At 68.8% G+C, this 24,788-nt stretch carries 19 protein-coding genes; 9 read left to right on the forward strand and 10 right to left on the reverse strand.

Annotated elements, in window-relative coordinates:
* Window positions 1-24 precede the first annotated feature (24 nt).
* Together JHL17_RS36100 and JHL17_RS36105 are read right to left on the reverse strand one after the other, a co-directional pair.
* Complete coding sequence (locus tag JHL17_RS36100; RefSeq protein WP_200199493.1) at window positions 25-648, reverse strand: glutathione S-transferase N-terminal domain-containing protein; 624 nt, start codon at window positions 646-648, stop codon at window positions 25-27.
* A gap of 145 nt (window positions 649-793) precedes the next feature.
* Window positions 794-997 carry a YgaP family membrane protein gene (locus JHL17_RS36105; protein ID WP_200199494.1) on the reverse strand — a complete coding sequence of 68 codons (204 nt, stop codon included), beginning with the start codon at window positions 995-997 and terminating at the stop codon, window positions 794-796.
* Between the two features lie 99 nt (window positions 998-1,096).
* Here JHL17_RS36105 and JHL17_RS36110 point away from each other — a divergent pair, with 99 nt between their 5' ends.
* Window positions 1,097-2,167 (forward strand): efflux RND transporter periplasmic adaptor subunit, encoded by a 1,071-nt coding sequence (locus JHL17_RS36110; protein WP_200199495.1) that lies wholly within the window; start codon window positions 1,097-1,099, stop codon window positions 2,165-2,167.
* Entirely contained in the window at window positions 2,167-5,472 is a 3,306-nt protein-coding gene (locus tag JHL17_RS36115; protein WP_200199496.1) for an efflux RND transporter permease subunit, read from the forward strand. The genes JHL17_RS36110 and JHL17_RS36115 overlap by 1 nt, the downstream gene beginning before the upstream one ends.
* A gap of 18 nt (window positions 5,473-5,490) precedes the next feature.
* Here the strand turns inward: JHL17_RS36115 and JHL17_RS36120 are convergent, their stop codons facing one another.
* On the reverse strand, window positions 5,491-5,727 hold the full coding sequence (locus JHL17_RS36120) for a hypothetical protein (RefSeq protein WP_200199497.1): 237 nt from the start codon (window positions 5,725-5,727) through the stop codon (window positions 5,491-5,493).
* Between the two features lie 162 nt (window positions 5,728-5,889).
* Between JHL17_RS36120 and bla the strand changes: the two genes are divergently transcribed.
* Window positions 5,890-6,795 carry a class A beta-lactamase gene (gene bla / locus JHL17_RS36125; protein WP_200199498.1) on the forward strand — a complete coding sequence of 302 codons (906 nt, stop codon included), beginning with the start codon at window positions 5,890-5,892 and terminating at the stop codon, window positions 6,793-6,795.
* A gap of 6 nt (window positions 6,796-6,801) precedes the next feature.
* Here bla and JHL17_RS36130 read toward each other — a convergent pair whose 3' ends face one another.
* Together JHL17_RS36130 and JHL17_RS36135 are read right to left on the reverse strand one after the other, a co-directional pair.
* Window positions 6,802-6,990: a hypothetical protein gene (locus JHL17_RS36130; RefSeq protein ID WP_247894079.1), complete on the reverse strand. Its 189-nt coding sequence runs from the start codon at window positions 6,988-6,990 to the stop codon at window positions 6,802-6,804.
* 38 nt (window positions 6,991-7,028) lie between these two features.
* Window positions 7,029-7,997: a LysR family transcriptional regulator gene (locus tag JHL17_RS36135; RefSeq protein WP_200199500.1), complete on the reverse strand. Its 969-nt coding sequence runs from the start codon at window positions 7,995-7,997 to the stop codon at window positions 7,029-7,031.
* Window positions 7,998-8,118: 121 nt separating this feature from the next.
* On the opposite strand from JHL17_RS36135, the gene JHL17_RS36140 reads away from it, so the two are divergent.
* From JHL17_RS36140 to JHL17_RS36150, 3 genes are read left to right on the forward strand one after another with little or no spacing between them, the layout of a single operon-like run.
* Window positions 8,119-8,685 carry an ester cyclase gene (locus JHL17_RS36140; RefSeq protein WP_200199501.1) on the forward strand — a complete coding sequence of 189 codons (567 nt, stop codon included), beginning with the start codon at window positions 8,119-8,121 and terminating at the stop codon, window positions 8,683-8,685.
* 11 nt (window positions 8,686-8,696) lie between these two features.
* Window positions 8,697-8,987, forward strand: coding sequence for a hypothetical protein (locus JHL17_RS36145; protein ID WP_200199502.1), 291 nt, complete (start codon window positions 8,697-8,699; stop codon window positions 8,985-8,987).
* Window positions 8,984-10,084, forward strand: a complete 1,101-nt coding sequence (locus JHL17_RS36150; RefSeq protein WP_200199503.1) for an oxidoreductase — start codon at window positions 8,984-8,986, stop codon at window positions 10,082-10,084. Before JHL17_RS36145 ends, JHL17_RS36150 begins: the two co-directional genes overlap by 4 nt.
* A 3-nt stretch (window positions 10,085-10,087) precedes the next feature.
* Here the strand turns inward: JHL17_RS36150 and JHL17_RS36155 are convergent, their stop codons facing one another.
* The gene (locus tag JHL17_RS36155; protein WP_200199504.1) at window positions 10,088-10,579 is read right to left on the reverse strand and encodes a hypothetical protein; all 492 of its coding nucleotides are present in this window, start codon (window positions 10,577-10,579) and stop codon (window positions 10,088-10,090) included.
* Window positions 10,580-10,617: 38 nt separating this feature from the next.
* Window positions 10,618-12,663, reverse strand: a complete 2,046-nt coding sequence (locus tag JHL17_RS36160) for a protein kinase family protein (RefSeq protein WP_247894080.1) — start codon at window positions 12,661-12,663, stop codon at window positions 10,618-10,620.
* Window positions 12,664-13,014: 351 nt separating this feature from the next.
* On the opposite strand from JHL17_RS36160, the gene JHL17_RS36165 reads away from it, so the two are divergent.
* Window positions 13,015-17,385, forward strand: a complete 4,371-nt coding sequence (locus tag JHL17_RS36165; protein ID WP_200199505.1) for a response regulator — start codon at window positions 13,015-13,017, stop codon at window positions 17,383-17,385.
* 87 nt (window positions 17,386-17,472) lie between these two features.
* On the opposite strand, the gene JHL17_RS36170 is transcribed toward JHL17_RS36165, so the two are convergent.
* A complete protein-coding gene (locus tag JHL17_RS36170; RefSeq protein WP_200199506.1) occupies window positions 17,473-19,308 on the reverse strand; it encodes a PHA/PHB synthase family protein in 1,836 nt (611 codons plus the stop codon).
* A gap of 330 nt (window positions 19,309-19,638) precedes the next feature.
* Here JHL17_RS36170 and JHL17_RS36175 point away from each other — a divergent pair, with 330 nt between their 5' ends.
* A complete protein-coding gene (locus JHL17_RS36175) occupies window positions 19,639-20,046 on the forward strand; it encodes a hypothetical protein (RefSeq protein WP_200199507.1) in 408 nt (135 codons plus the stop codon).
* A gap of 251 nt (window positions 20,047-20,297) precedes the next feature.
* Here JHL17_RS36175 and JHL17_RS36180 read toward each other — a convergent pair whose 3' ends face one another.
* Together JHL17_RS36180 and JHL17_RS36185 are read right to left on the reverse strand one after the other, a co-directional pair.
* Window positions 20,298-21,713: an HlyD family type I secretion periplasmic adaptor subunit gene (locus JHL17_RS36180; RefSeq protein WP_200199508.1), complete on the reverse strand. Its 1,416-nt coding sequence runs from the start codon at window positions 21,711-21,713 to the stop codon at window positions 20,298-20,300.
* Window positions 21,714-21,775: 62 nt separating this feature from the next.
* A complete protein-coding gene (locus JHL17_RS36185) occupies window positions 21,776-23,419 on the reverse strand; it encodes a type I secretion system permease/ATPase (protein ID WP_247894081.1) in 1,644 nt (547 codons plus the stop codon).
* Between the two features lie 430 nt (window positions 23,420-23,849).
* Between JHL17_RS36185 and JHL17_RS36190 the strand changes: the two genes are divergently transcribed.
* Window positions 23,850-24,383: a peroxiredoxin gene (locus JHL17_RS36190; RefSeq protein ID WP_247894082.1), complete on the forward strand. Its 534-nt coding sequence runs from the start codon at window positions 23,850-23,852 to the stop codon at window positions 24,381-24,383.
* Window positions 24,384-24,788 lie beyond the last annotated feature (405 nt).

Here is a 24,788-nt window from a genome sequence, read left to right on the forward strand (position 1 = left end):
GGGGGCCGCCGCAACCGCCTTACCTCAGCATTCCGCGTCCGCCTGCGGCATCAGCTCGTACTGCGGCTTGTAGCCCGGCTGCGCACGGACGCGGTCGGCCCAGGCCTGGACGTTCGGATAATCCTTCGCCTCGATTCCGGATTCGCTCAGCAGGTCGATCCAGGGGAAGGCGAAGATGTCGGCGATGGTCAGGCGTTCGCTCTGGATGTAGCTGTGGCCGGCCAGATGCTGGTCGAACAGCTTCAACCCGCTGGCCGCCGCGCCGTCGAGCCAGGGCAGGGCGTTGGCGTCGCCGTTGAACTTGCGCACGGCGCGGGCGCGCTGGACCGGCAGCAGCACGTCGGCCAGCCAGCTCAGCCATTCGGCGAGGCGCAGTTTCTCGGCCTCGTCGCGGCCGCCGAACTGGCCGGTCTGTTCCGCCAGATAGGTCAGGATCACGCTGGATTCCGAAATCGAATGGTCGCCATGCACCAGCGTCGGCACCCGGCCGAAACGGTTGATCGCCTGATATTCCGGCGACTTCTGCTGGCCGCTGCGCAGATCGAGGTGACGGTACTGGAAGGGAATGCCGGCCAGCCGGAAGAACAGTGCGATGCGGGTCGCGGGCTGCGAATTCACGTTGCCGTAGAGGATGAAGGGCGCGGTCACGATCTCAGTCTCCCTGATTTGCGGACCCGGACGAACCGGGGTCCGGCATTGCCGGGAAGATGGCCTCAACCGCCCCGGCCGCGCCAGCGGAAACCGCGCTCTGGCATCCGGTGTCCGCACAAGGAGTCCGCACAAGGAGCCCGCATCAGGGGAAGGCGACACCGGTGCGGGCGCCCAGCCGTTTCAGGACCATCGCCAGCGGGCAGAGGCCGGTGAAGGACGCCTGCAGCAGGTTGGCGCCGACGAAGCCGGTCAGCCAGAGCCAGTGCGGGCTGTGCACCTGCGACAGGACCAGGCTTGCCAGGATCATCGTCCCGGCAAAGGCCATCACGATGCGGTCGATGCTCATGTCCGGTGTCTCCCATCCAGATCATTCATTGACACTAAATTAGCATTTACTAAATTAAAGGTCAACTGGCGCACGCTCCCTCCGTTCAAGGTAGCTTCGATGTTCCGTCGACCGTCTCCGGCCTTTCCGGCCGCCTCCGTCGTCCCGTCCCTGCCGGCCATCGCTCTGATGCTCGCCGCCTTGCTTCCATCCGCATTGCACGCCCAGCCGGCCACCCTCACCATCCAGCCCCGCCCGGTGGAGGATCTGAAGGCCGTCTTCGCCACGGTGGAAAGCCTTCACGAAACGCTGGCCCGCGCCCGCATCGGCGGCACCATCGCCGAACTGACGGTGAAGGAGGGAGACAAGGTCGCCACCGGCCAGCGGCTCGCCACCGTCCGCGACCCGAAGCTGCCCTTGCAGATCGTCTCGCTGGATGCCCGCATCCAGGCTTTGCAGGCACAGCAGCATCAGGCCGAACTGGAGCTGGACCGGGCGCAGCGGCTGCGCGCCAGCGGGACGGGCACCCAGCAGCGGCTGGACGACGCGCAGGCAGCGGTGGACGTCGCCCGCGCCCAGATCGCCGCCATGAAGGCGGAGCGTTCGGTGGTCGAGCAGCAGCTGCGCGAGGGGGAGGTGCTGGCCCCGGCCAACGGTCGCATCCTGCAGGTCAAGGCGATCGACGGTGCGGTGGTGGTTCCCGGCGAGACGGTGGCGAGCATCGCCACGGAGACCTACGTGCTGCGCCTGCATCTGCCCGAGCGCCATGCCCGCTTCCTGCACGAGGGCGACCCGGTGCTGGTCGGCAACCGCGGGCTGGCGCCGGCCACGCCACAGGCTGCGGCCCCTGCCGGCGATACGGCGCTGAAACGCGGCACCGTGCGTCAGGTCTATCCGGAGCTGTCGGGCGGGCAGGTGGTCGCCGACGCCACGGTCGGCGGGCTGGGCGACTTCTTCGTCGGCGAACGGGTGCGCGTCTATGTGGCGACCGGCACGCGGCAAGCCGTCGTGGTGCCGCCGGACTGGATCGTCCGCCGCTTCGGCACCGATTTCCTGCGGCTGGACGACGGCAGCGAGACGCCGGTCCAGGTCGGCGGTCCGATCCCCGCGCTGGACGGCCGGCCCGGCGGGATCGAGGTGCTGTCGGGAGTGAAGCCGGGCGACGTGATCGTCCGGCCGGAGGGCGCGTGATGAGCCTCGGCCTTTCCGGCATACTGACGCGGACCTTCATCCGCTCGCCCCTGACCCCTCTGCTGCTGCTGGCCTCGCTGGTGGTCGGCACCGTCGCCCTGCTGTCGCTGCCGCGCGAGGAGGAACCGCAGATCAGCGTGCCGATGGTGGACATCCTGGTCCGCGCCGACGGGCTGAAGGCCGCCGACGCGGTCGAGCTGGTGACCAAGCCGCTGGAGGAGATCGTCAAGGGCATCGACGGGGTCGAGCACACCTACAGCCAGACCCTGGACGACCGGGTGGTGGTGACCGCCCGCTTCCTGGTCGGCACCTCGTCCGACGACGCGATCCTGCGCGTGCACGAGAAGGTGCGCGCCAACCTGGACCGCATTCCGCTCGGCATTCCGGAACCGCTGATCGTCGGGCGCGGCATCAACGACGTGGCGATCCTGACCCTGACGCTGGCGCCCAGGCCGGAGGAGGCCGGACGCTGGACCGATACCGCGCTGCACGGCGTCGCCGACGAGCTGCTGGCCCAGCTGGTCCAGGTGGAGGATGTCGGCAAGAGCTATATCGTCGGCGGCCGGCCCGACCAGATCCGGGTGGAGCCGGATCCGGAAAAGCTGGCGCTGTTCGGGGTGACGCTGAACCAGCTGGTCGACAAGGTGAGGAACGCCAACCGCTCCTTCATCGTCGGTGCGCTGCGCGACCGGGGCGGCAGCCTGCCGGTGGTGGCGGGCCAGACGCTGCAGGGGACGGCGGACATCGGCCTGCTGCTGGTGACCAGCCGCGACGGCCGCCCGGTCTATGTCAAGGACGTGGCCGACATCGTCGTCGGCTCGCGGCCCGACGAGAGCATGGCCTGGACGATGACGCCGGATGGAAAGGGCGGGCTGGTCCGCCTGCCGGCCGTCACCCTCGCCATCGCCAAGCGGGCCGGTGCCAATGCCGTCACCATCGCCGACCGCGTGCTGCAGCGCGTCCACGCCATCGAGGCGGAGTCGCTGCCGAAGGGGCTGACGCTGACCGTCACCCGCGACTATGGCGAAACCGCCGACGAGAAGGTGAACGAGCTGCTGTTCCATCTGCCGCTCGCCACCGTGACCATCGTCGTGCTGATCGCGCTGGCCATCGGCTGGCGCGAAGGCATCGTGACGCTGATCGTCATCCCGACCACGATCCTGCTGACGATGTTCGCATCCTGGCTGATGGGCTACACCATCAACCGCGTCAGCCTGTTCGCCCTGATCTTCTCGATCGGCATCCTGGTCGACGACGCCATCGTCGTGGTGGAGAACATCGACCGCCATTGGCGGATGAAGGAGGCGGCGAGGGATGGGCGGTCCAAGGTGCAGGCCGCCGTCGAGGCGGTGGCCGAGGTCGGCAACCCGACCATCGTCGCCACGCTGGCCGTCATCGCCGCCCTGCTGCCGATGATGTTCGTCTCCGGCCTGATGGGGCCGTATATGAGCCCGATCCCGGCCAACGCCTCGGCGGCGATGGTCTTCAGCTTCTTCGTCGCCATGGTGCTGACGCCCTGGCTGATGGTGAAGCTGCGTCCCGGCGGGACGCCAGCTGCGGGGCATGGCGGGGGTCATGAAGGCGGCGGCGGTCATGAAAGCGGCGGGGCGCTGGGGCGGATGTATCTCGCCGTCGCCCGCCCGCTCATCCGCAGCAAGCGGCGGGCGTGGAGCTTCCTGCTGGTGGTCGGCGTCGCGACGCTGGCGTCGACCGCACTGTTCTACACCAAGGACGTGGCGGTGAAGCTGCTGCCCTTCGACAACAAGTCCGAACTCCAGGTCGTCGTCGACCTGCCGCGCGGCGCTTCGCCGGAGGAGACCGGGCGCGTGCTGCTGACCGCGGCGCGGGCGATCGCCGGCCTGCCGGAGCTGGAGAGCGTCCAGGCCTACAGCGGCACAGCCTCCCCCTTCAACTTCAACGGCCTGGTCCGGCATTACTACCTGCGCGACCAGCCGGAGCAGGGCGACCTGCAGGTCAATCTCGCGCCGAAGGGCCGGCGCGACCGCAGCAGCCACGAGATCGCCCTCGACATCCGCGCCCGGCTGAAGCCGCTGGCGGTGCCGGACGGCACGACGGTCAAGGTGGTCGAGGTGCCGCCCGGCCCGCCGGTGCTGTCCACCCTGCTGGTCGAGGTCTATGGTCCCGACGCGGCGACGCGGCGGACGGCGGCGCACATCGTCGGGGACGCCTTCCGCAGCGTGGACTTCATCGTCGACGTCGACGACACCGTGCGTGCGCCCGGCGAGCGGCTGCGCTTCGCGCTCGACCATGAAAGCCTGGAGTTCCACGGCGTCGAGGAGCAGGCGGTCTACGACACGCTGCAGGCGCTGGTCGGCGGGGTGCCGGTCGGCTATTCGCACCGCGGTGCCGGCCGCAATCCCATCGAGATCGCGGTGCAGCTGCCGAAATCCGGGCTGTTCCTGTCCGAACGCATCCTCGCCACCCCGGTGCCCGGGGCGCGCGGCACGGTGGAACTGGGCGACCTCGTCACCATGACGCGGGAGCCGGCTTCCCACCCGCTGTTCCGCCGCAACGGCCGCTTTGCCGAGATGGTGACGGCCGACCTCGCCGGCCGGTTCGAGGCGCCGATCTACGGCATGCTGGCGGTCCAGGACCGCTTGAAGACCGTCGACTGGAAGGCCGCCGGGCTGGGTGCCGCGCCGGAGATCCGGCTGCACGGCCAGCCCGACGACCAGGGCAAGCCGGTTCTGCTGTGGGAGGGCGAGTGGGAAATCACCTATGTCACCTTCCGCGACATGGGGGCGGCCTTCGCCGTGGCGATCCTCGGCATCTATCTGCTGGTGGTCGGCCAGTTCGGCAGCTTCAAGCTTCCGCTGGTCATCCTGGTGCCGGTGCCGCTGACGCTGATCGGCATCATGCTCGGCCATTGGCTGCTCGGCGCCGCCTTCACCGCGACCTCGATGATCGGCTTCATCGCGCTGGCCGGCATCATCGTGCGCAATTCCATCCTGCTGGTGGACTTCATCCGCCATCTGCGGGAGCGCGGGATGAGCCTGCGCGAGGCGGTGCTGGAGGCCGGGGCGATCCGCTTCAAGCCGATCCTGCTGACGGCGGTCGCCGCGATGATCGGCGCCGCCTTCATCCTGACCGATCCGATCTTCCAGGGGCTGGCGATCTCGCTGCTGTTCGGCCTGCTCAGCTCCACCCTGCTGACCGTCCTGGTGATCCCGGCGATCTATGTCGTGCTGCGCGGCGATGCGCCGGCACCGCCGTCGGGGCCGGGAGAGGCGAGGGGGGCTTCCCATGAGGCGGCTGTGGCGGCGGGAGAAATGGTCCGGCTGTGATCCGGTGACCGGCGGTCCTCAGCCGATCCGGCGGAGCGCCAGCCCCGAGGCCGCGATCCGGAAGCCGCCATCCGGCGTCGGTTCCACCGCCTCGCCGTCGTCCAGGCGATAGCTCTTGCCGTCGGGCACCCAGCCGGCCGGGCCGCGGAAGGTCACCATCTGGATGAAGCTGGTCATCTCGACCACCGCATGGACCCTCCCGTCCTCGGCCCGCGCCGCGAAGCGGCCCGTTTCCATCTCCTGGCGCAAAGGCATCGGTCCGTTCCCTTCCCCATCCGCGGCGGTCCATAGCCTGCCACGGCGGTGCCGAAGCAAGGCATAAGTTTAATTTGGGTCTTCCGCGAGGAAACCTCGTTTGCCGGCACAGCGGGGGCTTTCTATCGTCCGGCCATCGCAACAGCGCGGATGGAGGATCGGATGATCGGAAGACGGGGTTTCCTGGCGGCGACGGGCGGGATCCTGCTGGTGTCGGCGGCCGGGGTGCAGGCTGCGGAGAGCAAGAATGCCAAGGGCGGCAAGGCGCCCGGCAGCGGGCCGCTGGCCGACGCCATGACGGCGCTGGAGGCCCGCAGCGGCGGCCGGCTCGGCGTCGCGGTGCTCGACACCGCAAACGGCCGGCTGCAGGGCTGGCGCGGGGACGAGCGGTTCCCGATGTGCAGCACCTTCAAATTTCTATTGGCTGCCGCCGTCCTGAAGACGGTGGACCAGGGCAAGGACCGGCTGGACCGGCGGATCCCGGTGACCAAGGCCGATCTGGTGCCCTATGCGCCGTTCTCCGAAACCCGGCTGAACGGCACGCCGCCGACGGTGGCCGAACTGTGCGAGGCGGCGGTGACGCTCAGCGACAATGTCGCGGCGAACCTGCTGCTGCCCGGCGTCGGCGATCCGGCCGGCCTCACCGCCTTCCTGCGCGGCATCGGCGACAAGATTACCCGGCTGGACCGCAACGAGCCGTCGCTGAACACCGCCATTCCCGGCGACCCGCGCGACACCACCACGCCCGCCGCCATGGTGCGCAGCATGGAGCGGCTCCTGGTCGGCGACGTTCTGCGGCCCGATTCACGGCGGCAATTGACCGACTGGATGGTCGCCAACAAGACCGGCGACAAGCGCCTGCGCGCCGGGCTGCCGGCCGGCTGGCGGGTGGGGGACAAGACGGGGACCGGTGTCAACGGCACCGCCAACGACATCGCCATCGTCTGGCCGGAAGGCCGCGCGCCGCTGCTGGTCGCCAGCTACCTGACCAACACCGCGAAGGACTTCAAGCAGCAGGATTCGATCCATGCCGAAGTGGCGCGGACGGTGGCCGGCCTGATCGGCTGAACCGGTTCAGACCGGAGTTGCGGGAACGGGACGCGACGGTTCGGCCCATCGCACGATGGACCGCACGGCGTTCAGCGCGTGCACATTGTCCTGAATGTGGAAATGCCGCCGCAACTCCACCACGGCCGCCCACTCGCCGCTTTCATGAAACGCCCTCTGGATCGCGACGGCTTCATCCTGGCTGACGCTGAACATCCGAACCTCATGGCCGACCCCGCGGCCTTCGCCGCCGATCATGCACCGGCGACGGGACCGGTGGCAAGGTCACCGACGGCCGATCGGTGTGAAGGCGCCGGAAAAGGGTGGGCGGCGGCATAGGCGGCGATCCGGCCGGCCAGATGGTTGGCCAGCGCATCGACCCGCAAGGGACGGCGGCGGCCGGACGCGAACAGCAGTTGGAGCGGGGAGTCCTCGTCGCTCCAGTCCGCCAGCAGCGGACGCAGGCGTCCGGCGGTGACGTCGGCGGCGACGTCCAGCCAGGATTTATGGGCGATACCGCAGCCGGCCAGCGCCCAGTCGCGCAGGACGGCGCCGTCGTCGGTGGCGCGGTCGGCCTCGACGACGATGCCGCGTTCGCCCGCCGGCCCGGTGAAGCGCCAGCGGTTCAGCGGCTCCTGGCCACGCAGCAGGACGAGGCAGCGATGGTTGCGCAGGTCCTCCGGCACGGCGGGGGTGCCGTGGGCCTCCAGATAGGCGGGCGAGGCCACCGGCACCCGGCGCGACGGCGCCATCTGCCGCCGGACGAAGGCGGAATCCGGCAGGGCGCCATAGCGCAGCGCGCAGTCGAGGTCGTCGCGCAGCAGGTCGGCCAGACGATCGCCCAGCAGCAGGGTGATGCGGATGGCCGGATGGCGGTCGTGGAACTCGTCGAGCCACGGGCGCAGGATCGTCCGGCCGAAGTCGGAGGGGGCCGCCAGCCGCACCGGCCCGGCGAAGCGGGCGCGGTCGCCGGCCAGCCGTTCGGCCGCTGCGTCCAACTGGTCCAGCGCCTGCCGGCAACTGGCGAGATAGGCGGCTCCGGCATCGGTCGGGCGGACGCTGCGCGTCGACCGTTCGAACAGGCGGGCGCCCAGTGCCCGCTCGATCCGTTTCAGCGCCGCGCTTGCCGTCGCCGGCAGCAGGCCGAGCTGCCTCGCCGCTGCCGATAGGTTGCCATGCTCCGCGATGGCGAGCAGCAGGCGGAGGTCGTCGAGCGCGATCATTATCAAATCCAGTTTGGCGATATCTCAAAAACTGCCGGGATTATCCGCCGGGGCGCGGAAGGACACAATGAGGTCCGACGCAAGAGGACGGCGCCGCCGTCCCGCCTCCGGAGATCTTCCCATGACCGGACCCATAACCGGCCCGATATCCACCCGAACCAAACGCCGGGTCGCCGGCGGCGCATTGTCGCTCATCGCCGCCCTGGCCGCTGCTTCCCTTCCGCTGGGACAGGCGGCGGCGGAGACGTTGCCGCAGCCCGCCCATCTGGCCGGCGATGCCGCATCGCCGACCGTGCTGGCCGCACGCCGCTACGCCGCTTTCTGGAACAGCGGGGAGGAAGCCTTCGCCCGGGCCGCGCTGGCGCCGGGCTTCACCGACCGCACGCTGCCGCCGGGCCGCCCACAGGGCGTCGATGGGCCGTTGCAGGCCTCGCGCGCCTTCCGCGCCGCAGTTCCCGACCTGACCGCCGCCATCGAGGACATGGTGGCGACCGGCGATCGGGTGGCGGTGCACCTGCGCTTCCGCGGCCATTTCACCGGGCGCTTCGGCGAGGTGCGGGGCAGCGGCCAGACGGTCGATTTCCAGGCCTTCGACCTCTACCGCGTCGCGGATGGCCGAATCGCCGAGAACTGGCACCTGGAAGACAACCTGACGCTGCTGCAGCAGCTCGGCATCGTCAAGCAGTGAGGAGCGCCATCATGGACAGGACTAAGAAAGCGGCGGGTGGCGCATCGTTGGCGGACCGCAGGGTGGTGGTCACCGCCGGGCCGCAGAGCGGCTCGCCGGCCTTCGCGAAGCGCGACCTCGCCGCCGCCCGGCGGGCGTTCGAAGTGAAGCTGTGGAGCACGACGGAGGCGGTCCAGGCGGCGCTGGCCTCCGGCCTGCCGGCGCGCAAGCCGAGCAAGGGGGCTGCGGCCTTTCTGTTCGCGATGACAACGGGTTTCGTCACCGGTTCGGTGATCGACGTCGACGGCGGAGGCTTGCTGTGAGCGGATCCCTGTTCTCCCCCTACCGGCTGGACGGCCTGGAGCTGCCCAACCGCATCGTGATGGCGCCGATGACCCGGGCCCGGGCCGGCGACGACGAGGTGCCGTCGGATCTCGCCCCGGCCTATTATGCGCAGCGTGCCGGTGCCGGGCTGATCGTGACGGAGGCGATCCAGATCGGCCCCGGCGCCAAGGGGTACTCGCGGACGCCGGGGATCCACACGCCGGCGCAGATCGCCGCCTGGGGCGCGGTCACCGATGCCGTCCACCGGCGCGGCGGACGCATCGTGGCGCAGCTCTGGCACACCGGGCGGGTGTCGCATCCGATGTTCCACGGCGGTGACCGACCGCCCGCTCCCTCGGCCATCCTTCCGGCGGACACCGCGATCTGGGCGGTCGGGCCGGACGGCACCGGCGGCATGGTGCCCTGCGTCGAGCCGCGGGAGATGGACGGGGCGGAGATCGCCGCGACCGTCGCCCAGTTCGCCGCCGCCGCCGCGAATGCCGTCGCCGCCGGGTTCGACGGGGTGGAACTGCACGCCGCCAACGGCTACCTGATCGAACAGTTCCTGCGCGACGGCAGCAACCGGCGGACCGACGCCTATGGCGGCTCGGTGGACAACCGCCTGCGCTTCCTGACCGAGGTGGTGGAGGCGGTGACGGCCGCCATCGGGGCGGAGCGGACCGGCGTGCGCCTATCGCCGCTGATCACGCTGAAGGGGATGAGCGACAGCGATCCCTATGGCCTGTTCACCCGGGTGGTCGAACGGCTGCAGGCGCTGGGCGTCGTCCGCCTGCATTTCGCCGAAGACGACTGGGACAACGGCACGCCGCTGCCGATGGACTGGCGCAAGGCCTGGAGGGAGCGGTTCCACGGCACCATCATCGTCGCCGGCCGCTATACGGTGGAGCGGGCGGCGGCGCTGCTGGAGGCCGGGCTGGTCGATCTGGTGGCGTTCGGCCGGCCCTTCATCGCCAACCCGGACCTGCCGGAGCGCCTGCACCGCGGCCTGCCGCTGGCGGAGTTCCGCCCCGACAGCCTGTTCGGTGGCGGCGCGGCCGGCTACACCGACTATCCGGCCGCCGGTTCCGCCGCGTGAGGCTCAGGCGCCCTGCATCTCGGCGTCCGGCTCCATCCCGCCGGACTCGTCGAAGTAATCGCCGGCGACGTCCGGGCCCCATTCCTGGACCAGGGCCACCCTCTTCTGCTTCAGCACCTCCACCCGCTTCTCGGCGCGGGTGATCTCCATGCCGGCGACCAGCGGCGGGATGCCGTAATACAGGCCCCAGCCGACGGCGGCGGCGCTGTACATCACCAGCCAGGCCAGGGGGTCGGCGAAGATCTTGGCGGCGGCGCCGATGGTGTGCTGGTGCTTCCACAGATCGATGGCGAAGGGCATGCAGCCGCAGAAGTTCAGCCCGCCGACGGTGATCGGCGCCGACTTGTCGGGGTCGCGGTCGACGACATAGGCGACGATGGTCGGAATCATGCCGATGCCGAACAGGATGGTCGTCGGCAGCACGATCAGCGCCGCCGGGACGATCAGCAGGATCAGCGTGAGGGCGCCGCCCTTCTTTTTCTTCTTGCGCGCCATGGCGATCCCTTCGTCGATTCCGATTGTACGCGATCCGGTCAGAAGGCGAAGAACAGGATGATGCCGGCGACCAGCACGGTCGACAGCAGGCTGGAAACGATGGCGGCGACCTGCCGGCCCGATGTCTCGATGATGGCGTTGCGGTCGGCGATGGTGTGGCGGATCTTGTCCATCTCCGCATCGGCCTCGCGATAGGCGATCTGCGCCGCCTCGAATTCCAGCCGGTCGCGGCGCAGCGATTCGGGGTCGTCCACCACCTTCAGCAGTTCGGTCAGCCGGCCGTTGTGCGCGGCGGCGTCCGCCATCTTGCGCACCTCCTGCTGCTGCGGCCGGTTGTGGAAGCGGCGGAAGGCGGGGTCGAGCAGCGCCACCACCCAGGAGGCCAGATGGGTCAGCCCGTCCACGCCGGTGCGGGCCTGGATGTCCGACAGGATGGTCAGCATGGCGATGATGCGCCGCATCGGCTCCACCCCGCTGCCGAGCTGGGTGAACAGCAGATCGTCCCCGCGCTTGTGACGGGCGCCGAGGAAGGAGGCGATATGACGGTCGATCGGATCCTTGTGCCGCTCGCCCCCGGCGGCGACCCAGTCCAGCGCCCGCAGCAGTTCGGCCGGCGAGGTGGGGAGCTGCTTGGCGACCAGCCCGCTCATGCAGGGCATGGTCGGGTTCATCTCGTACAGCACGCGCTCCACCCCCAGCCCGTGGCTGGAGCGGTCGAGGAAGCCGCGGAGCTGATCGAAACTCTGCACCAGCGGCACGAATTCCGGCTTGAAGTCGGTCTGGACGTTGACCCAGAACATCGGCAGCTGGTTGGCGACCACCTCCGCCACCGCCTGGGGGGATTCGCCGCGCATGAAGGCGTCGGCCAGCATGGTGGCGATGCCGTCGGGCATCATCGCCCGGCCGCGGTAGCGGATCGGGGCGGCGGGGTCGAGCGCGATGCAGACCCGCGCCACCAGCCGGTCGCCCTGGGTGCCGCCCTTGCCGCTGGAAGCGGTCTGGATGGCGTGGCTCACCGCTTCCGCCCGCACCTCGTCGCCCATCGACCGGCGCAGCCACTTGTCCAATTCCCCGCTTTCGATGACGGAAGCGGCGGCGGGGGCATGGCGGGCGAAGGCGCGGGCCAGGGTGCGGCAGTGCCAGTATTCCGATCCCTGGAATTCCAGCGGCCGGGCGGCGCGCCTGGAAATCTGCGGCTGCTTCGGGCTGAGCCGGCGGCCGGCCACCCACAAATCGAGGTCGTTCAGTGTCCAGCGCTGCTTGGGGTCGTCCACCAGCAGGCCGCGCACCGCCTCGTTGATCGCCAGCGGCAGCCGGTGCTGCTGGACCAGCGCCGGGTAGGATCCGCGCTCCATCTTCGCCTGCAGCACCGCCTCGTCGTCCAGCCCGGCCAGCGGGTTGCGGCCAAGCGCCAGGATCAGCAGGGTGACCCCCAGCGAATAGAGGTCGTCGGCCATGGTGCCGGTGCCGCGGCCGGCCGGGTTGGCCATGCCGCGCTCGATGGTCTCCAGCAGGACCGGCTGGCCATAGCCGGGCTGGGCCGACACGCAGTCGCCCAGCATCAGCCCGCCGGACGCCAGATCGCGGTAGAACAGGTTGGTCGGGCGGATCGCGCCATGGACGATTCCGCGGCTCGACAGCTCCTTCAACGCCGACACCAGCGGATGGACGATCTGCCGGGTCAGCTGGTCCTCCGGCATCGGGTCCAGCGTGTCGGTCGGCGACCCCATCAGCCGCTTGCCGCCGGGCCGCTCGAACACCAGGCAATAGCGCCGCCCGCGGTCCTGCGGCCAATCCACCAGCCCCCAGTCGAGCAGCCGCATGTGGGCGGCGTTGTCGAGGCTGCCGACGGTGGAGCAGATGTCCATCCGCGGCAGGGTCGCGGCATGGCAGATGATGGCGAAGGGTTCGATCCGCTTCTCGCGCAGCGCCTTGGCGGTGAAGGCGTTGCCGCCGACGGCGTTCAGCAGCGGGACCGGCGCGCCGGGATAAATCTCGTAGCGTTCGGCGAGCTTGACCGGTTCGGCGTTCGCCATCGGTGCCGCGGCGGCTCCCATCATACCTGTCTGGGCGTCGGATGGCATGGACGGCGGATCCCCGGAGCGTGCGAATATGCGCGGGTCTTAGGTGGCGTGAAAAGGGCAAACAAACCCTTAACATGCCGGTGCGTAACACTATCGGATTGGATCGGAAAGAAAAACCCCCGCTTCGGGAGTGGTATCCGTCGCCGCCGACCGGCACGGCCGGCGATCCGCAGCACCGATCGGGTGCCGTCCGGACGCGTGGCATCCTGCCACGGCAAGGCTGCCGCCGGCCCTTCCGCAACCCAATCGGGGTATGGCAATTCTCCGGCTTGCGCCGCCGGGGATGGACCATAAACTTGGCCCACATACGAATTTCGGATGATCGGGGCGACGCGGCGAGTGGATCCCAACGTGAATGCGCAGGATGACGGAGCCGCCGGCGGCGGTCTGGCCGTCAAGTCGATGAACAACGATCCGGGCGGCGCCAATCCGGGATTTCTCGCCGGTGGAGGGGAGTTGGGCGCATTGATGCGCGCCCACGACTGGGACGCGACGCCGCTCGGTCCGCCCGACGGCTGGCCGCAGAGCCTGAAGACCGCCGTGCGCATCATGCTGACCTCCCGGCAGCCGATCTGGATCGGCTGGGGACGGGAGCTGACCTACCTCTACAACGATCCCTACAAGTCGATCATCGGCGGCAAGCATCCCTGGGCGCTCGGCCTCCCCACCTCGACCGTCTGGCGCGAGATTTGGGCCGACATCGATCCGCTGCTGACGACGGCCTTGACGGGGGTCGAGGGAATCTATGTCGAGGACCAGCTCCTCATCATGGAGCGCAACGGCTATCCCGAGGAAACCTACTACACCTTCTCCTACAGCCCGATTCCGGACGACGACGGCAGCCCGGGCGGGATCATCTGCGCCAACACCGACGTCACGGACCGGGTGATCGGAGAACGGCAGCTCGCCCTGCTGCGGGAGTTGGCGACGCGCACCTCGCAAGCCCAGACATGGCAGCAGGTCTGCGACCGGAGCGTCGAAGCCCTCGCGACCGATCCGCGCGACGTGGCGTTCGCCCTGATCTACCTGCGGGAGCCGGAAAGCACGGATTTCGCTCTTGCTGCGGCCACCGGCATCGCTCCCGGACATCCTGCCGCCCCGGAAGCCCTGACGGCCGCCGCCCCGGCCTGGCCGCTCGCCGATCCGGTCACGGGTCCCGTGCATATCCCCGACCTGCGCGCGCCCGAGCTTCACGCCATCGGTGCCGGCAGCCTGCCGGACGGCGTCTGGAACCGCCCGCCGACGCAGGCGGTCGTGCTGCCGTTGCCGGCCAGCGGCGAGACCGGGCGGTCCGGCCTGCTGATCGTCGGGCTCAACCCGTACCGGTTGTTCGACGATGGGTACCGGCGCTTCCTGGGCCTGGTCGCCGGACAGGTCGCCGCGGCGATCGCCAACGCCGAGAGCTACGAGGCGGAGCGCCGCCGGGCCGAGGCGCTGGCCGAGATCGACCGCGCCAAGACGGCCTTCTTCTCCAACGCCAGCCACGAGTTCCGTACGCCGCTGACCCTGATGCTGGGGCCGCTGGAGGAAATGCTCCAGGAGACCGTGCAGCAGGCCGGCTCTTCCGTCACGGTTCCGCGCACCGAGCTGGAGATGGTCCACCGCAACGGCCAGCGGCTGCTGCGGCTGGTCAACGCGCTTCTCGACTTCTCCAGGATCGAGGCGGGGCGGATGCGCGCCAGCTTCGCGCCCGTCGATCTCGCCGCCTACACCGCCGATCTGGCGAGCAGCTTCCGTTCGGCCATGGAGAAGGCCGGCCTCGTCTACCGGATCGACTGTCCGCCCCTGCCCGAACCCGTCTGGATCGATCGCGACCTTTGGGAGAAGATCGTCCTCAACCTGATCTCCAACGCCTTCAAATACACGCTCCGCGGCGAAGTGGCGGTGACGCTGGAGGCCGTTCGCGGGGCCGCCGTCCTGAAGGTCCGCGACACCGGCGTCGGCATCCCCGAGGCCGAGCTGACCCGCGTGTTCGACCGTTTTCACCGGATCGAGGGGCAGGTCGGGCGCACGCATGAGGGAACGGGGATCGGGCTGGCGCTGGTCAAGGATCTGACGGCGGTCCATGGCGGCAGCGTGGATGTCCAGAGCCGCATCGGCGAGGGTTCCGTCTTCATGGTCTCCCTGCCTTTCGGCCGGACGCACATCCCGTTGGCCGAAACCGGCGGCGAGACGGCCCAGGCGCCCAGCGCCACCCGAGCCGGCATCTTCGTCTCGGAGGCGATGCGCTGGCTCCCCGACGCGGAAACGGCGACCCCCGCCGGTCTTCCGGCGGAGGAGGTCCCGGTGACCACGCCCGAGCGGGCGCAGGGGGAGACCATCGTCCTCGCCGACGACAACGCCGACATGCGCGGCTATGTCGAACGGCTGCTGGCCGGGGCCGGCTACCGGGTGGTGGCGGTCGGGGACGGGCGGGCCGCGGTGACCGCGGTGCGGGCCGTCCGGCCCGACCTCGTGCTGTCCGACGTGATGATGCCCCATCTCGACGGGTTCGGCGTGATCGACGCGCTGCGCCGCGACCCGGACACCCGGGAGCTGCCGATCATCCTGCTGTCGGCCCGCGCCGGCGAGGACTCCGCCATCGACGGTTTCCAGGCCGGGGCGGATGATTACGTCGCCAAGCCCTTCAGCGCCCGCGAACTGATCGCGCGGGTGGAAGGGACGCTGCGGTTGGCCAAGCTTCGCCGGGAAACCAGCGCCATGCTGCGCGCGGCGAACGAGGAGCTGGAGAAGCGGGTCGCCGAGCGGACGCGCGAGCTGAACCAGATCTGGCGCAATTCCCGTGATCTGCTGGCCGTGGTGGGAGCCGACGGGGTGTACCGGGCGGTCAATCCCGCCTGGACGGAGATCCTCGGCTATCGGCCGGACGAGGTGGTCGGGTGCAGCTTCCGGCATCTGGTCTGGCCGGAGGATCTGGAATGGACCCAGGGCGGGCACGAGGAGGCGGTCAAGCGCAACCTGACCAACTTCGAGAACCGCTACCGGCACCAGGACGGCACGCCGCGCTGGATTTCCTGGCACAGCTCGGTCGAAGGCGACATGATCTATGCCTATGGCCGCCACATCACGGCTGAGAAGGAGCAGGCGGAAGCGCTGCGGCAGGCCGAGGAACAGCTCCGCCGGGCGCAGAAGATGGAGGCGGTCGGGCAACTGACCGGCGGCGTCGCCCACGACTTCAACAATCTGCTCCAGGTGATCGGCGGCAATCTCCAGCTGCTTCTCAACGACGTCGGCACCAGCGGGCGCGCGGCGGACCGGGTGCGCAACGCGCTGAGCGGCGTGTCGCGCGGGGCCAAGCTCGCCTCGTCCCTGCTGGCCTTCGCCCGGCGCCAGCCGCTGGAACCGCGGGTGGTCGATCTGGGCCGGCTGATCCGCGGCCTCGACGACATGCTGCGCCGGACCCTGGGCGAGGAAATCAGGATCGAGGTGATCAGCGGCGGCGGATTGTGGAACACCGTGGTCGACCCGGCCCAGGTGGAGAACGCCCTGCTCAATCTGGCCATCAACGCCCGCGACGCGATGAAGGGCCACGGCGTGCTGACGATCGAGGCCGGCAATGCCGAATTGGACGCGGTCTATGCCGCCCGGCACAACGACGTGCAGCCCGGCCAATACGTGATGCTCGCGGTGACCGACACCGGCAGCGGCATGCCGCCCGAGGTGCAGGAGCGGGCGTTCGACCCCTTCTTCACCACCAAGCCCGAAGGCCATGGCACCGGGCTGGGCCTCAGCATGGTCTACGGCTTCGTCAAGCAGTCCGGCGGGCACATCAAGATCTACAGCGAAATGGGGCACGGAACGACGATCCGCCTCTATCTCCCGCGCACGCAGGAGGTGGAGGATCTGCCGGTGGCGGCGGACAGCGGGCCGGTCGGCGGCGGCAGCGAGACCGTGCTGGTGGTGGAGGACGACGAGGAGGTCCGCCAAACCGTGGTGGCCATGCTGACCGACCTCGAATACCGCGTGCTGCAGGCACGCGATGCGCAAAGCGCGCTGGCGATCCTGGAGAGCGGCGTCCCGATCGACCTGCTGTTCACCGATGTGGTGATGCCCGGACCGTTGCGCAGTCCGGAACTGGCGCGCAAGGCGCAGGAGCGTTTCCCGAAGCTGGCGGTCCTGTTCACCTCCGGCTACACGCAGAACGCCATCGTGCATGGCGGCCGCCTCGATCCTGGCGTGGAGTTGCTGAGCAAGCCGTATACCCGCGAAGTCCTCGCCCGCAAGATCCGCCAGGTGCTGAACGGCCGGAAGCCGGAGCGGACGGAGCCCGCCGCGCCGTCCGTCCCCCCGGTGCCGCTGGCGGGCTCCGCTGCGGCATCGAGGGCGGCATCGGATGCCGGAGCGGGCGATGCCCCCACCGGGAGCCTGACGATTCTCCTGGTCGAGGACGATGTCCTGATCCGCATGTCGGTCGCGGAGATGCTGGCCGACCTCGGACACCAGGTGCTGGAGGCGGGGGGCGTGGGGGAGGCGCTGGACATCGCCGGGGCGGACGAGGCGTTCGACCTCCTGTTCACCGACCTCACCCTGCCCGACGGGCGCGGAGAGGAGCTGGCGGTGGAGCTGGCGCGGCGCCGACCGGGACTCCCGGTGGTGTTCGCGTCCGGCCGGACGGGACCGGACGGGTCCGACGTGTCGGCATTCGGCGGACGGGCCGTCCACCTGCAAAAGCCTTACGACCTGCCGGCGCTGGAGCGCGCGATCGGTTCGGCGCTCGGATGAGGCAAAAAACGGGGGCCGCCTTTCGGCGGCCCCCTGAACGGTTTCCCTCCGTCCACCGGGGACGGGAGGGGCAGCGGACCGGGACGGCTACTCGTTCTTGACCTTGACGTAGGCGCCCGGCGCGTCTTCCAGGGCGGGCAGGGCACCGTCGCCGGGCTGGCGGGCGGGCACCTTGCCGTTGGCGTATTGGCCGACCCACCGGTTCCATTCCGGCCACCAGGAGCCGGCGGTCTGGGTCGCCTTCTCCAGCCATTCGTCCGACGTCTTGGCCAGCTTGTCGCTGGTCCAGTAGCAGTATTTGTTGGCCGCCGGCGGGTTGACGACGCCGGCGATGTGGCCGGACGCGCCGAGCACGAACTTGACCGGGCCGCTGAACAGCTGGGCGCCGCTGTAGGTGCTCTTCCACGGCGCGATGTGGTCCTCGCGCGCCGAGAGGAACAGCGTCGGGACCTTGACCTTGCCCAGGTCGATCGGAACGCCCTTCAGAGACACCGCCCCCGGCTGGGCCAGCATGTTCTTCTGGTACATGTTGCGCAGATAGAAGCTGTGCATCGCCGCCGGCATGCGGGTGCTGTCGCTGTTCCAGTAGAGCAGGTCGAAGGGGAAGGGATCCTTGCCCAGCAGGTAGTTGTTGACGACGAACGACCAGATCAGATCGTTGGCGCGCAGCATGTTGAAGGTGGTCGCCATCTTGGCGCCGTCGAGATAGCCCTGTTCGGCCATCTGCCCCTCGATGAAGGTCAGCTGCTCCTCGTCGATGAAGATCGACAGCTCGCCGGCCTCGGTGAAGTCCAGCATGGTGGTGAAGAAGGTGGCCGACTTGATGCGGTCGTCCTTCTTGGCCGCCATGTAGGCCAGGGTGGAGGCCAGCAGCGTGCCGCCCAGGCAATAGCCGATGGCGTTGACGTCCTTCTCGCCGGTCGCCTTCGCGATGGCGTCCAGCGCCGCCAGCGGGCCTTCGACCATGTAGTCCTCGAAGCCCTTGGCCGCCAGCGTCTCGTCCGGGTTGACCCAGGACAGGACGAAGACGGTGTGGCCCTGGTCGACCGCCCACTTGATGAAGCTGTTCTTCTCGCGCAGATCCAGGATGTAGAACTTGTTGATCCAGGGCGGCACGATCATCAGCGGGCGCTTGTTCACGTCCGGCGTGGTCGGCGTGTATTGGATCAGCTGCATCAGGCTGGTCTGGAAGACGACCTTGCCCGGCGTGACCGCGATGTTCTTGCCGAGCTGGAACGCGTCGTAGTCGGTCATCGAGATGCGCAGCTCGCCCTTGCCGCGCTCCAGATCCTTCAGCAGATGCTCCAGCCCCTTGACCAGATTCTCGCCGCCGCTCTCGATGGTCGCGCGCAGCACCTCCGGGTTCGTCATGACGAAGTTGGAGGGCGCCATCGCGTCGACGAACTGGCGGGTGTAGAAATCGACCTTCTTGGCGGTGTGGTCGTCCAGCCCGTCGACCTGGTTCACGGTCGACTGCATCCACCGGGCGCTCAGCAGGTAGGACTGCTTGATGAAGTCGAACAGCGTGTTCTCGTCCCAGGCGGCGTCCTTGAAGCGGCGGTCGTCCTTGGCCGGGGCGATGACCGGCTGGGTTTCCTGCCCGAAGAAGCGCTGGGTGGTGCGCTGCCACAGGGTCAGGTAGTCCTGCCACAGCGACATCTGCGCCTGCATCAGCTTGGCCGGGTCGGCCATCATGCGGGTGGTCATCTCGAGGAAGGCGTGGCCGACCCCCATCGGGTCCGGGCTCTTCGGCCCACCGCCGTCGGCGGCCTGGCGCGCGAGGAATTCGGAGACCAGCCGCTGGCTCTGCTCGGCGATGCGGGTCATCGCCCGCGACATCTCGACCGGATCGGGCAGCTTGACGTCGGGCACCTGGGGGGAAGCCGGGTTGGAAGCCTGAGGGGGGGCCTTGGTCTCGGCCATGGGCACGGTCCTTCTTCTTTGGGCGGGTGTCGCGTCGTCTCGGTCACATCGTCGGTCGCCGTCCTCCGCAGGACCCGGCTTGCGCCAGATTGGGCTTTGGGCCTCGCGGACGGGCGGCTATACAGGCTTGCAGGCTATGGCCTGGATGGGCGGCCTGAATGGGCGGTCTCGGGGGGTGTTCTGCACCATGTCGCTGTGGGTGGCGTGCGGCAATCCGGCCTTCTGGTGCGGTGCGGGAGAAATCCGGGATCTCTCATACACCGCTGCTGTGAACATTTCATTTCGTGGATCGTCGCACAAGTGCGGCGTGGCGGCCAGGGACGGGGAAGGATGATGGTGACGGACAGTCGGAGCATCGCGGCGGCGGGACGGGCGTTCGGCACGCTAATCGTCGCTATACCAATGGTTTTCGGGCTGTCGGCCTGCAGCGACCGGATGCTGGACACCGGCCCGCTGGGCTACGTCACCGGCGAAGCTTCGCCGGTCAGCGACAATACGTCGCCCATCCGCAGCATGACCGGCGAACGGGACGAGTATCCGAATCTGGGCACGGTCCCGCCGCGGCCGACCGATCTGACCACCGAGGGGGAGCGCCAGCAGGCGATGGATCGCCTGGCCGAGGATCGTGCGGCATCCCGCCGCACCCGGGAACGGACGGAGGCGATCCCGGTGCCGGAGCCGCTGCCGACCCCGATGGCGGTGCCGCCGAAACCGGATCTGCGGCCGGGGCGGAGTTGAGGACATGAAAAAGCCCCCGGGCGACTGGGGGCTTTTTCTTTGCGGTGTGCAGAGGCGTCGGCTTCGTGTGCCCCCACCTTAATCCTCCCCCGCTCTCAGCGGACCTATGGTCCGCCTGCCGCGTCAGCACAAAGCGAAGCTTTGTGCGAGAGCTGGGCGGGGGAGGAGACTGGTACTGATATGGGAGAGTGGCGGCAGTCCCTCCCCCGCCCAGCGGGGGAGGTTAGGAGGGGGCTAACGCTCCCCACCCGTCACTCCTGGATGAACGCCTTCACGTAGGACTGGCGCAGCGGCTGGATCAGGTAGTCCAGCGGGGTGCGGGCGGAGAGCACGATGCGGGCTTCCACCGGCATGCCGGCCTTGATCTTCATGTGGCGGACTTCGTGGGAATCGGCGTCCTTCAGGCGGATGCGGGCCAGATAGTATTCCTGGCGGGTGGCGTTGTCGGTCAGGCGGTCGGCCGAGACGTAGGACACGGTGCCGTCGATGGTGCCGACGACGCGGCTGTCATAGGCGGTCAGCTGGACCTTCACCGGCAGGTCGACGGCCATCGACTTGATGTCCTTGGGCTGGATGCGGACCTCGGCCAGCAGGGCCTTGTCGTCGGGAACGACGTCCAGCACCGGCTCGTTGGCGGTGATGCTGCCGCCGACGGCGGGGTGGCCGTACATCACGACGTTGCCGGCGTCCGGCGCCTTGATCGTGCGGTTGTCCAGGCGGTTCTTGGCGTCGCGGATCTGCTCGGCCAGCTTCTGGCCGTCGCCGCGGGCCTTGTCCAGCTCGACCAGCACCTTCTCGCGGAAGTCGCTGCGTCGGCGGACCAGGTCGCCCTGGGCGTCGACCGCCTGCTGGCGCGACTGCGACATGCGGGCTTCCAGCTCATGGTCCTGGGCGTGGAGCTGGGCGTTCTCCTTCTGCGCCGCCACCAGCTTGGTGCGGGTGGAGTTGCCGCGGTCCAGCAGGCCCTGGGTGATCTGGATGTCCTCGTCCGACAGCTTGATCTCGCGGGCCAGGAAGGAGCGCTGCTTTTCCAGGCTCTGCACCTCGTCGCCCAGCGTGGCGATGCGGTCCTTGGTCAGCTTGGCTTCCGTGTCCAGCTGGCTGCGGCGGACCTGGAACAGCTTCTCCTGGTTCAGCATGGCGTTCTCGACAGCCGGCTCCTTGGCGCGGCGGGCGGCCAGTTCGGCCGGCCATTCGATGGCCGGCTTCTCGAACATCTCGGCCGACAGGCGGGCTTCGGAGGCCAGGGTGTCGAACAGGGCGGCGTTCAGCATCTCCAGCCGGGTCTGCGCCTCCGTGCTGTCCAGCCGCATCAGGACCTGACCCGCCTCGACCCGGTCGCCCTCGTTGACCAGGATGGCGCTGATGACGCCGCCTTCGGTGTTCTTCACCACCTTGCGGCCGGTTTCCGGCGCCAGCGAGCCCGCCGCGCTGATCGCGCTGTGCAGGGGAGCCACCGCCGCCCAGCCGGTCATGCCGCCGAAGCCGACCGCCAGGACCAGGAAGCCGCCGAGCAGCAGGCCGCGCGCATTGGTCTCGGGCATCGCCGCCCGCAGCGCATGGATCGAGGTGATGGTCGCCGTCTTGCGCGACGGCTTGCCGGCGGGGGTTTCGGGGCCGTTATCGGAGGACAGCGGGGTGGGGAAGGTCGTGGTCATCGTGGTCATGGGACTTCCTTGGCTCTGTCGGGTCGTGCCGGGTGCTCAGGTCTTGGGGGCGGTGCCGGCGGTCAGCCGGCGGCCCCCGCCGTGGCGGCGGACGGACCCTGAGGGCCGAGATTGCCCGGTCCGAGATTGCGGAGGCGGGCGAGGTTGACGGCGCCGGGCTGGGCCTGCTGCTGCTCCGGACGCGGCAGTTCCATCGCCATGCCGTTCTTCAGGACGTAGGTGTGGTCGGCCATGTCGACGAAGATCGGGGCGTGGGTCATGACGATGGTGGTCGCCCCGCGCTCCTTGCAGGCCGCGACGAAGGCGCGGACCGCCTTGATGCCCAGTTCGTCCAGGCCGGCGGTCGGCTCGTCCAGCACCAGGAGCGGCGGCTGGGCGAAGGCGGCGCGGGCGAGGCCGATCAGGCGGGCGCTGGCGCCGGTGATCGGGGACAGCGGGTCGTTGACTTCGGTCTCGTAGCCCATGGGCAGGCTTTCGACCCACTCGTGGATGCCGACGGCCTTGGCGGCCTCCTCGACCTGTTCGCGGGTCGCGCTGGTGAAGCGGGCGATGTTGTCGGCGATGCTGCCCGGCAGGAGGTCGACCTGCTGCGGCAGGTAGCCGATGCCCTGTTCGGGGCTGTCGGGGGTCAGGGTGGCGACGGACAGGCCGCCCAGCCGGATCGTGCCGGCGGAGGGAAGGGCGACGCCGGCCAGCAGGCGGGCCAGCACCGACTTGCCCGAGCGGTTGGGGCCGGCGATGCAGACGGTCTCGCCCGGCTCGATCGACAGGGTGACGCTGCGCAGGATCGGCTTCTGGTCGCGGGGGGAGACGAACAGCAGGTTCTCGACGGTCAGGCGCTCGCTCTCCACCGGAACCGAGGGGCGCTCCGGCTCACGCGACAGGCGCTTGAGCAGCGGCAGCAGGCGGCGGACGGCCTGGGCGGAACGGACCAGCCCGCCCCAGGCGCCGGCGGTCTGCTCGATCGGGGCGAGACCGCGGCCGACCAGCATCGAGGTGGCGATCATGCCGCCGAAGGACAGGTGCTGCTCGATCACCAGCCAGGCGCCGATGCCCGTCACGGCGATCTGCAGGACCATGCGGACCCACTTGGTGGCGGCGCCGATGGCGGCGCTGCGCTCATAGCCCTGACCCTGCATGGCGCTGGCGGTCAGGAAGTCGCGGTTGACGGCATCGAGCGAGGCGTTGCCCATGCGCAGGCCGCGCACGGTGTCGGAGCGCGATGCCAGCGCCTCGAACAGCTTCTGGGCGCGGCCCGCCGGCAGCTTGCTCTCGTCGTTGATGTCCTTGACGGCCACATAGCCGATCCAGCCCATCACCGCCATGATCAGCATCGACACCACCAGCACCAGCGCCAGCATCGGGTGGATGACGTAGATGCCGATGACGTAGAGCGGCGCCCAGGGCAGATCCATCAGCGCCGGCAGCGAGGGGCGCGAAAAGGCGCCCTTCAGCTCGATCAGGTCGGCGAGCGGACCGGTGTCCGGACGGCCGCGGCCGGCGGCGTCCAGCGCGTCGGCGGTCAGCCGGCGGCGCCACCGCACTTCCAGGGCGTTGCCGGCCCGGGCCAGCAGGCGCGACCGCACCATCTCCAGGACGCCGCTCAGCGTCAGGGCGATGACGACGATGAGGGTCAGCATGATCAGGGTGTCGTAATTGCCGGACGGAATGGCGCGGCTGAACACCTGAAGCGAATAAAGCGGCATGGCCAGCATCAGGGCATTGATGGTGGCGCTGAAGATAAATGTGCTAACAAGTATTCTTGAGAAATAACCGCGATTGAATGAGGCTTCCGGCTTATTGTTGCCGGCATGTCGCGTAGAGTTGGTCTTGGTAGAAACAGGCATAAACAGCCCTCCAATTGTCACCGTTCGGCGCAGTGCCCACTGGATGCAGGCGAGATCAGAGAACGATATCCTGGTAAATGGGACCTTAACATTCGGGGACGTCACAGGATTGCCACCGGATGCCACCACTTTTGCGCAGAATTACCTCAGTATTGTTTGCTCTTTGGAGGTGACTCTGCGTGTGCCGCGGCAATGGAGAGCATGACCTATGGCCGGTTGGAGGAGGCGGGCATTACCGCTATCGTTCGCCGGCGGCGATTCCGCCGGTTCATTCCCAGGAAAGTCGGAGATGACGATGGAAGGGCGCAAGGTCCCCTCGGTGGTGTTCAAGACCCGTGTGCGCGACGAGAGCGTCGGCGGTCCCAACCCGTTCCGCTGGCAGGACGTGCGGAGCGACGACCTGTTCCAGGGCAAGCGGGTGGTGGTATTCTCCCTCCCCGGCGCCTTCACCCCCACCTGCTCCAACGAGCAGTGCCCGGCCTTCGAGCGGCTCTATGACGATTTCAAGGATCTCGGCATCGACGAGGTCTATTGCCTCAGCGTCAACGATGCCTTCGTCATGTATCAGTGGGGCAAGAGCCTGAACCTGAACAAGGTGAAGCTGATCCCCGACGGCTCGGGCCATTTCACCCGCCGCATGGGCATGCTGATCGACAAGGACCATGTCGGCTTCGGCCACCGGTCCTGGCGCTATGCCATGGTCGTCAAGGACGGCGTCGTCGAGAAGTGGTTCGAGGAGCCGGGCATCAACGATGCCGGCGAGAACGGCGATCCCTACGGCGAATCCTCGCCGGAAAACGTGCTCGCCTATCTGCGGAGTTGAGCCGCCCGATTCGGCGCCACCCGGGCACCGGATAGCGGAACGAACGACGGGATGCAGGGGGGGAAAGGCCGGCGGGGCAAAGGCTCCGCTGGCCTTTTTTCGTGCTCGCCCCACGCTTGCGTGCCGGGCGTTGAGCGGGGCAATCGCATATGGCAATTGTGATCCTATACAAGGAACCGCGTCATTCCCGCGCAGGAGCCTGTGAAGAAATCGGTGACTCGCTGACAGAAGCCCCAAGTTCGAACCACGTCGCGTTGGATCGCATCGTGCGCTTCCCTCGGCCGTCATTCCCGCGAAGGCGGGAATCCAGTCTTCACAAGCACTTATGTTGGAAATCCTGGTTCCCTTGGACTCACGCCACAAGTGCAACATCTGCTAAGGTGTTGTTACGATGGGAAAACATTA

Source organism: Azospirillum endophyticum (assembly GCF_016595245.1).
In the GTDB taxonomy this organism is placed as follows: Bacteria; Pseudomonadota; Alphaproteobacteria; order Azospirillales; family Azospirillaceae; genus Azospirillum; species Azospirillum endophyticum.

What these genes read in the sequence shown, in the direction of transcription:
- JHL17_RS36185 (WP_247894081.1), bottom strand. Translation starts at nt 23,419, where the DNA reads ATGCCGCTTTATTCGCTTCAGGTGTTCAGCCGCGCCATTCCGTCCGGC.
- JHL17_RS36190 (WP_247894082.1), top strand. Translation starts at nt 23,850, where the DNA reads ATGACGATGGAAGGGCGCAAGGTCCCCTCGGTGGTGTTCAAGACCCGT.
- JHL17_RS36130 (WP_247894079.1), bottom strand. Translation starts at nt 6,990, where the DNA reads ATGTTCAGCGTCAGCCAGGATGAAGCCGTCGCGATCCAGAGGGCGTTT.
- bla (WP_200199498.1), top strand. Translation starts at nt 5,890, where the DNA reads ATGATCGGAAGACGGGGTTTCCTGGCGGCGACGGGCGGGATCCTGCTG.
- JHL17_RS36110 (WP_200199495.1), top strand. Translation starts at nt 1,097, where the DNA reads ATGTTCCGTCGACCGTCTCCGGCCTTTCCGGCCGCCTCCGTCGTCCCG.
- JHL17_RS36135 (WP_200199500.1), bottom strand. Translation starts at nt 7,997, where the DNA reads ATGATCGCGCTCGACGACCTCCGCCTGCTGCTCGCCATCGCGGAGCAT.
- JHL17_RS36170 (WP_200199506.1), bottom strand. Translation starts at nt 19,308, where the DNA reads ATGGCCGAGACCAAGGCCCCCCCTCAGGCTTCCAACCCGGCTTCCCCC.
- JHL17_RS36120 (WP_200199497.1), bottom strand. Translation starts at nt 5,727, where the DNA reads ATGCCTTTGCGCCAGGAGATGGAAACGGGCCGCTTCGCGGCGCGGGCC.
- JHL17_RS36180 (WP_200199508.1), bottom strand. Translation starts at nt 21,713, where the DNA reads ATGACCACGATGACCACGACCTTCCCCACCCCGCTGTCCTCCGATAAC.
- JHL17_RS36155 (WP_200199504.1), bottom strand. Translation starts at nt 10,579, where the DNA reads ATGGCGCGCAAGAAGAAAAAGAAGGGCGGCGCCCTCACGCTGATCCTG.
- JHL17_RS36145 (WP_200199502.1), top strand. Translation starts at nt 8,697, where the DNA reads ATGGACAGGACTAAGAAAGCGGCGGGTGGCGCATCGTTGGCGGACCGC.
- JHL17_RS36175 (WP_200199507.1), top strand. Translation starts at nt 19,639, where the DNA reads ATGATGGTGACGGACAGTCGGAGCATCGCGGCGGCGGGACGGGCGTTC.
- JHL17_RS36115 (WP_200199496.1), top strand. Translation starts at nt 2,167, where the DNA reads ATGAGCCTCGGCCTTTCCGGCATACTGACGCGGACCTTCATCCGCTCG.
- JHL17_RS36140 (WP_200199501.1), top strand. Translation starts at nt 8,119, where the DNA reads ATGACCGGACCCATAACCGGCCCGATATCCACCCGAACCAAACGCCGG.
- JHL17_RS36160 (WP_247894080.1), bottom strand. Translation starts at nt 12,663, where the DNA reads ATGCCATCCGACGCCCAGACAGGTATGATGGGAGCCGCCGCGGCACCG.
- JHL17_RS36105 (WP_200199494.1), bottom strand. Translation starts at nt 997, where the DNA reads ATGAGCATCGACCGCATCGTGATGGCCTTTGCCGGGACGATGATCCTG.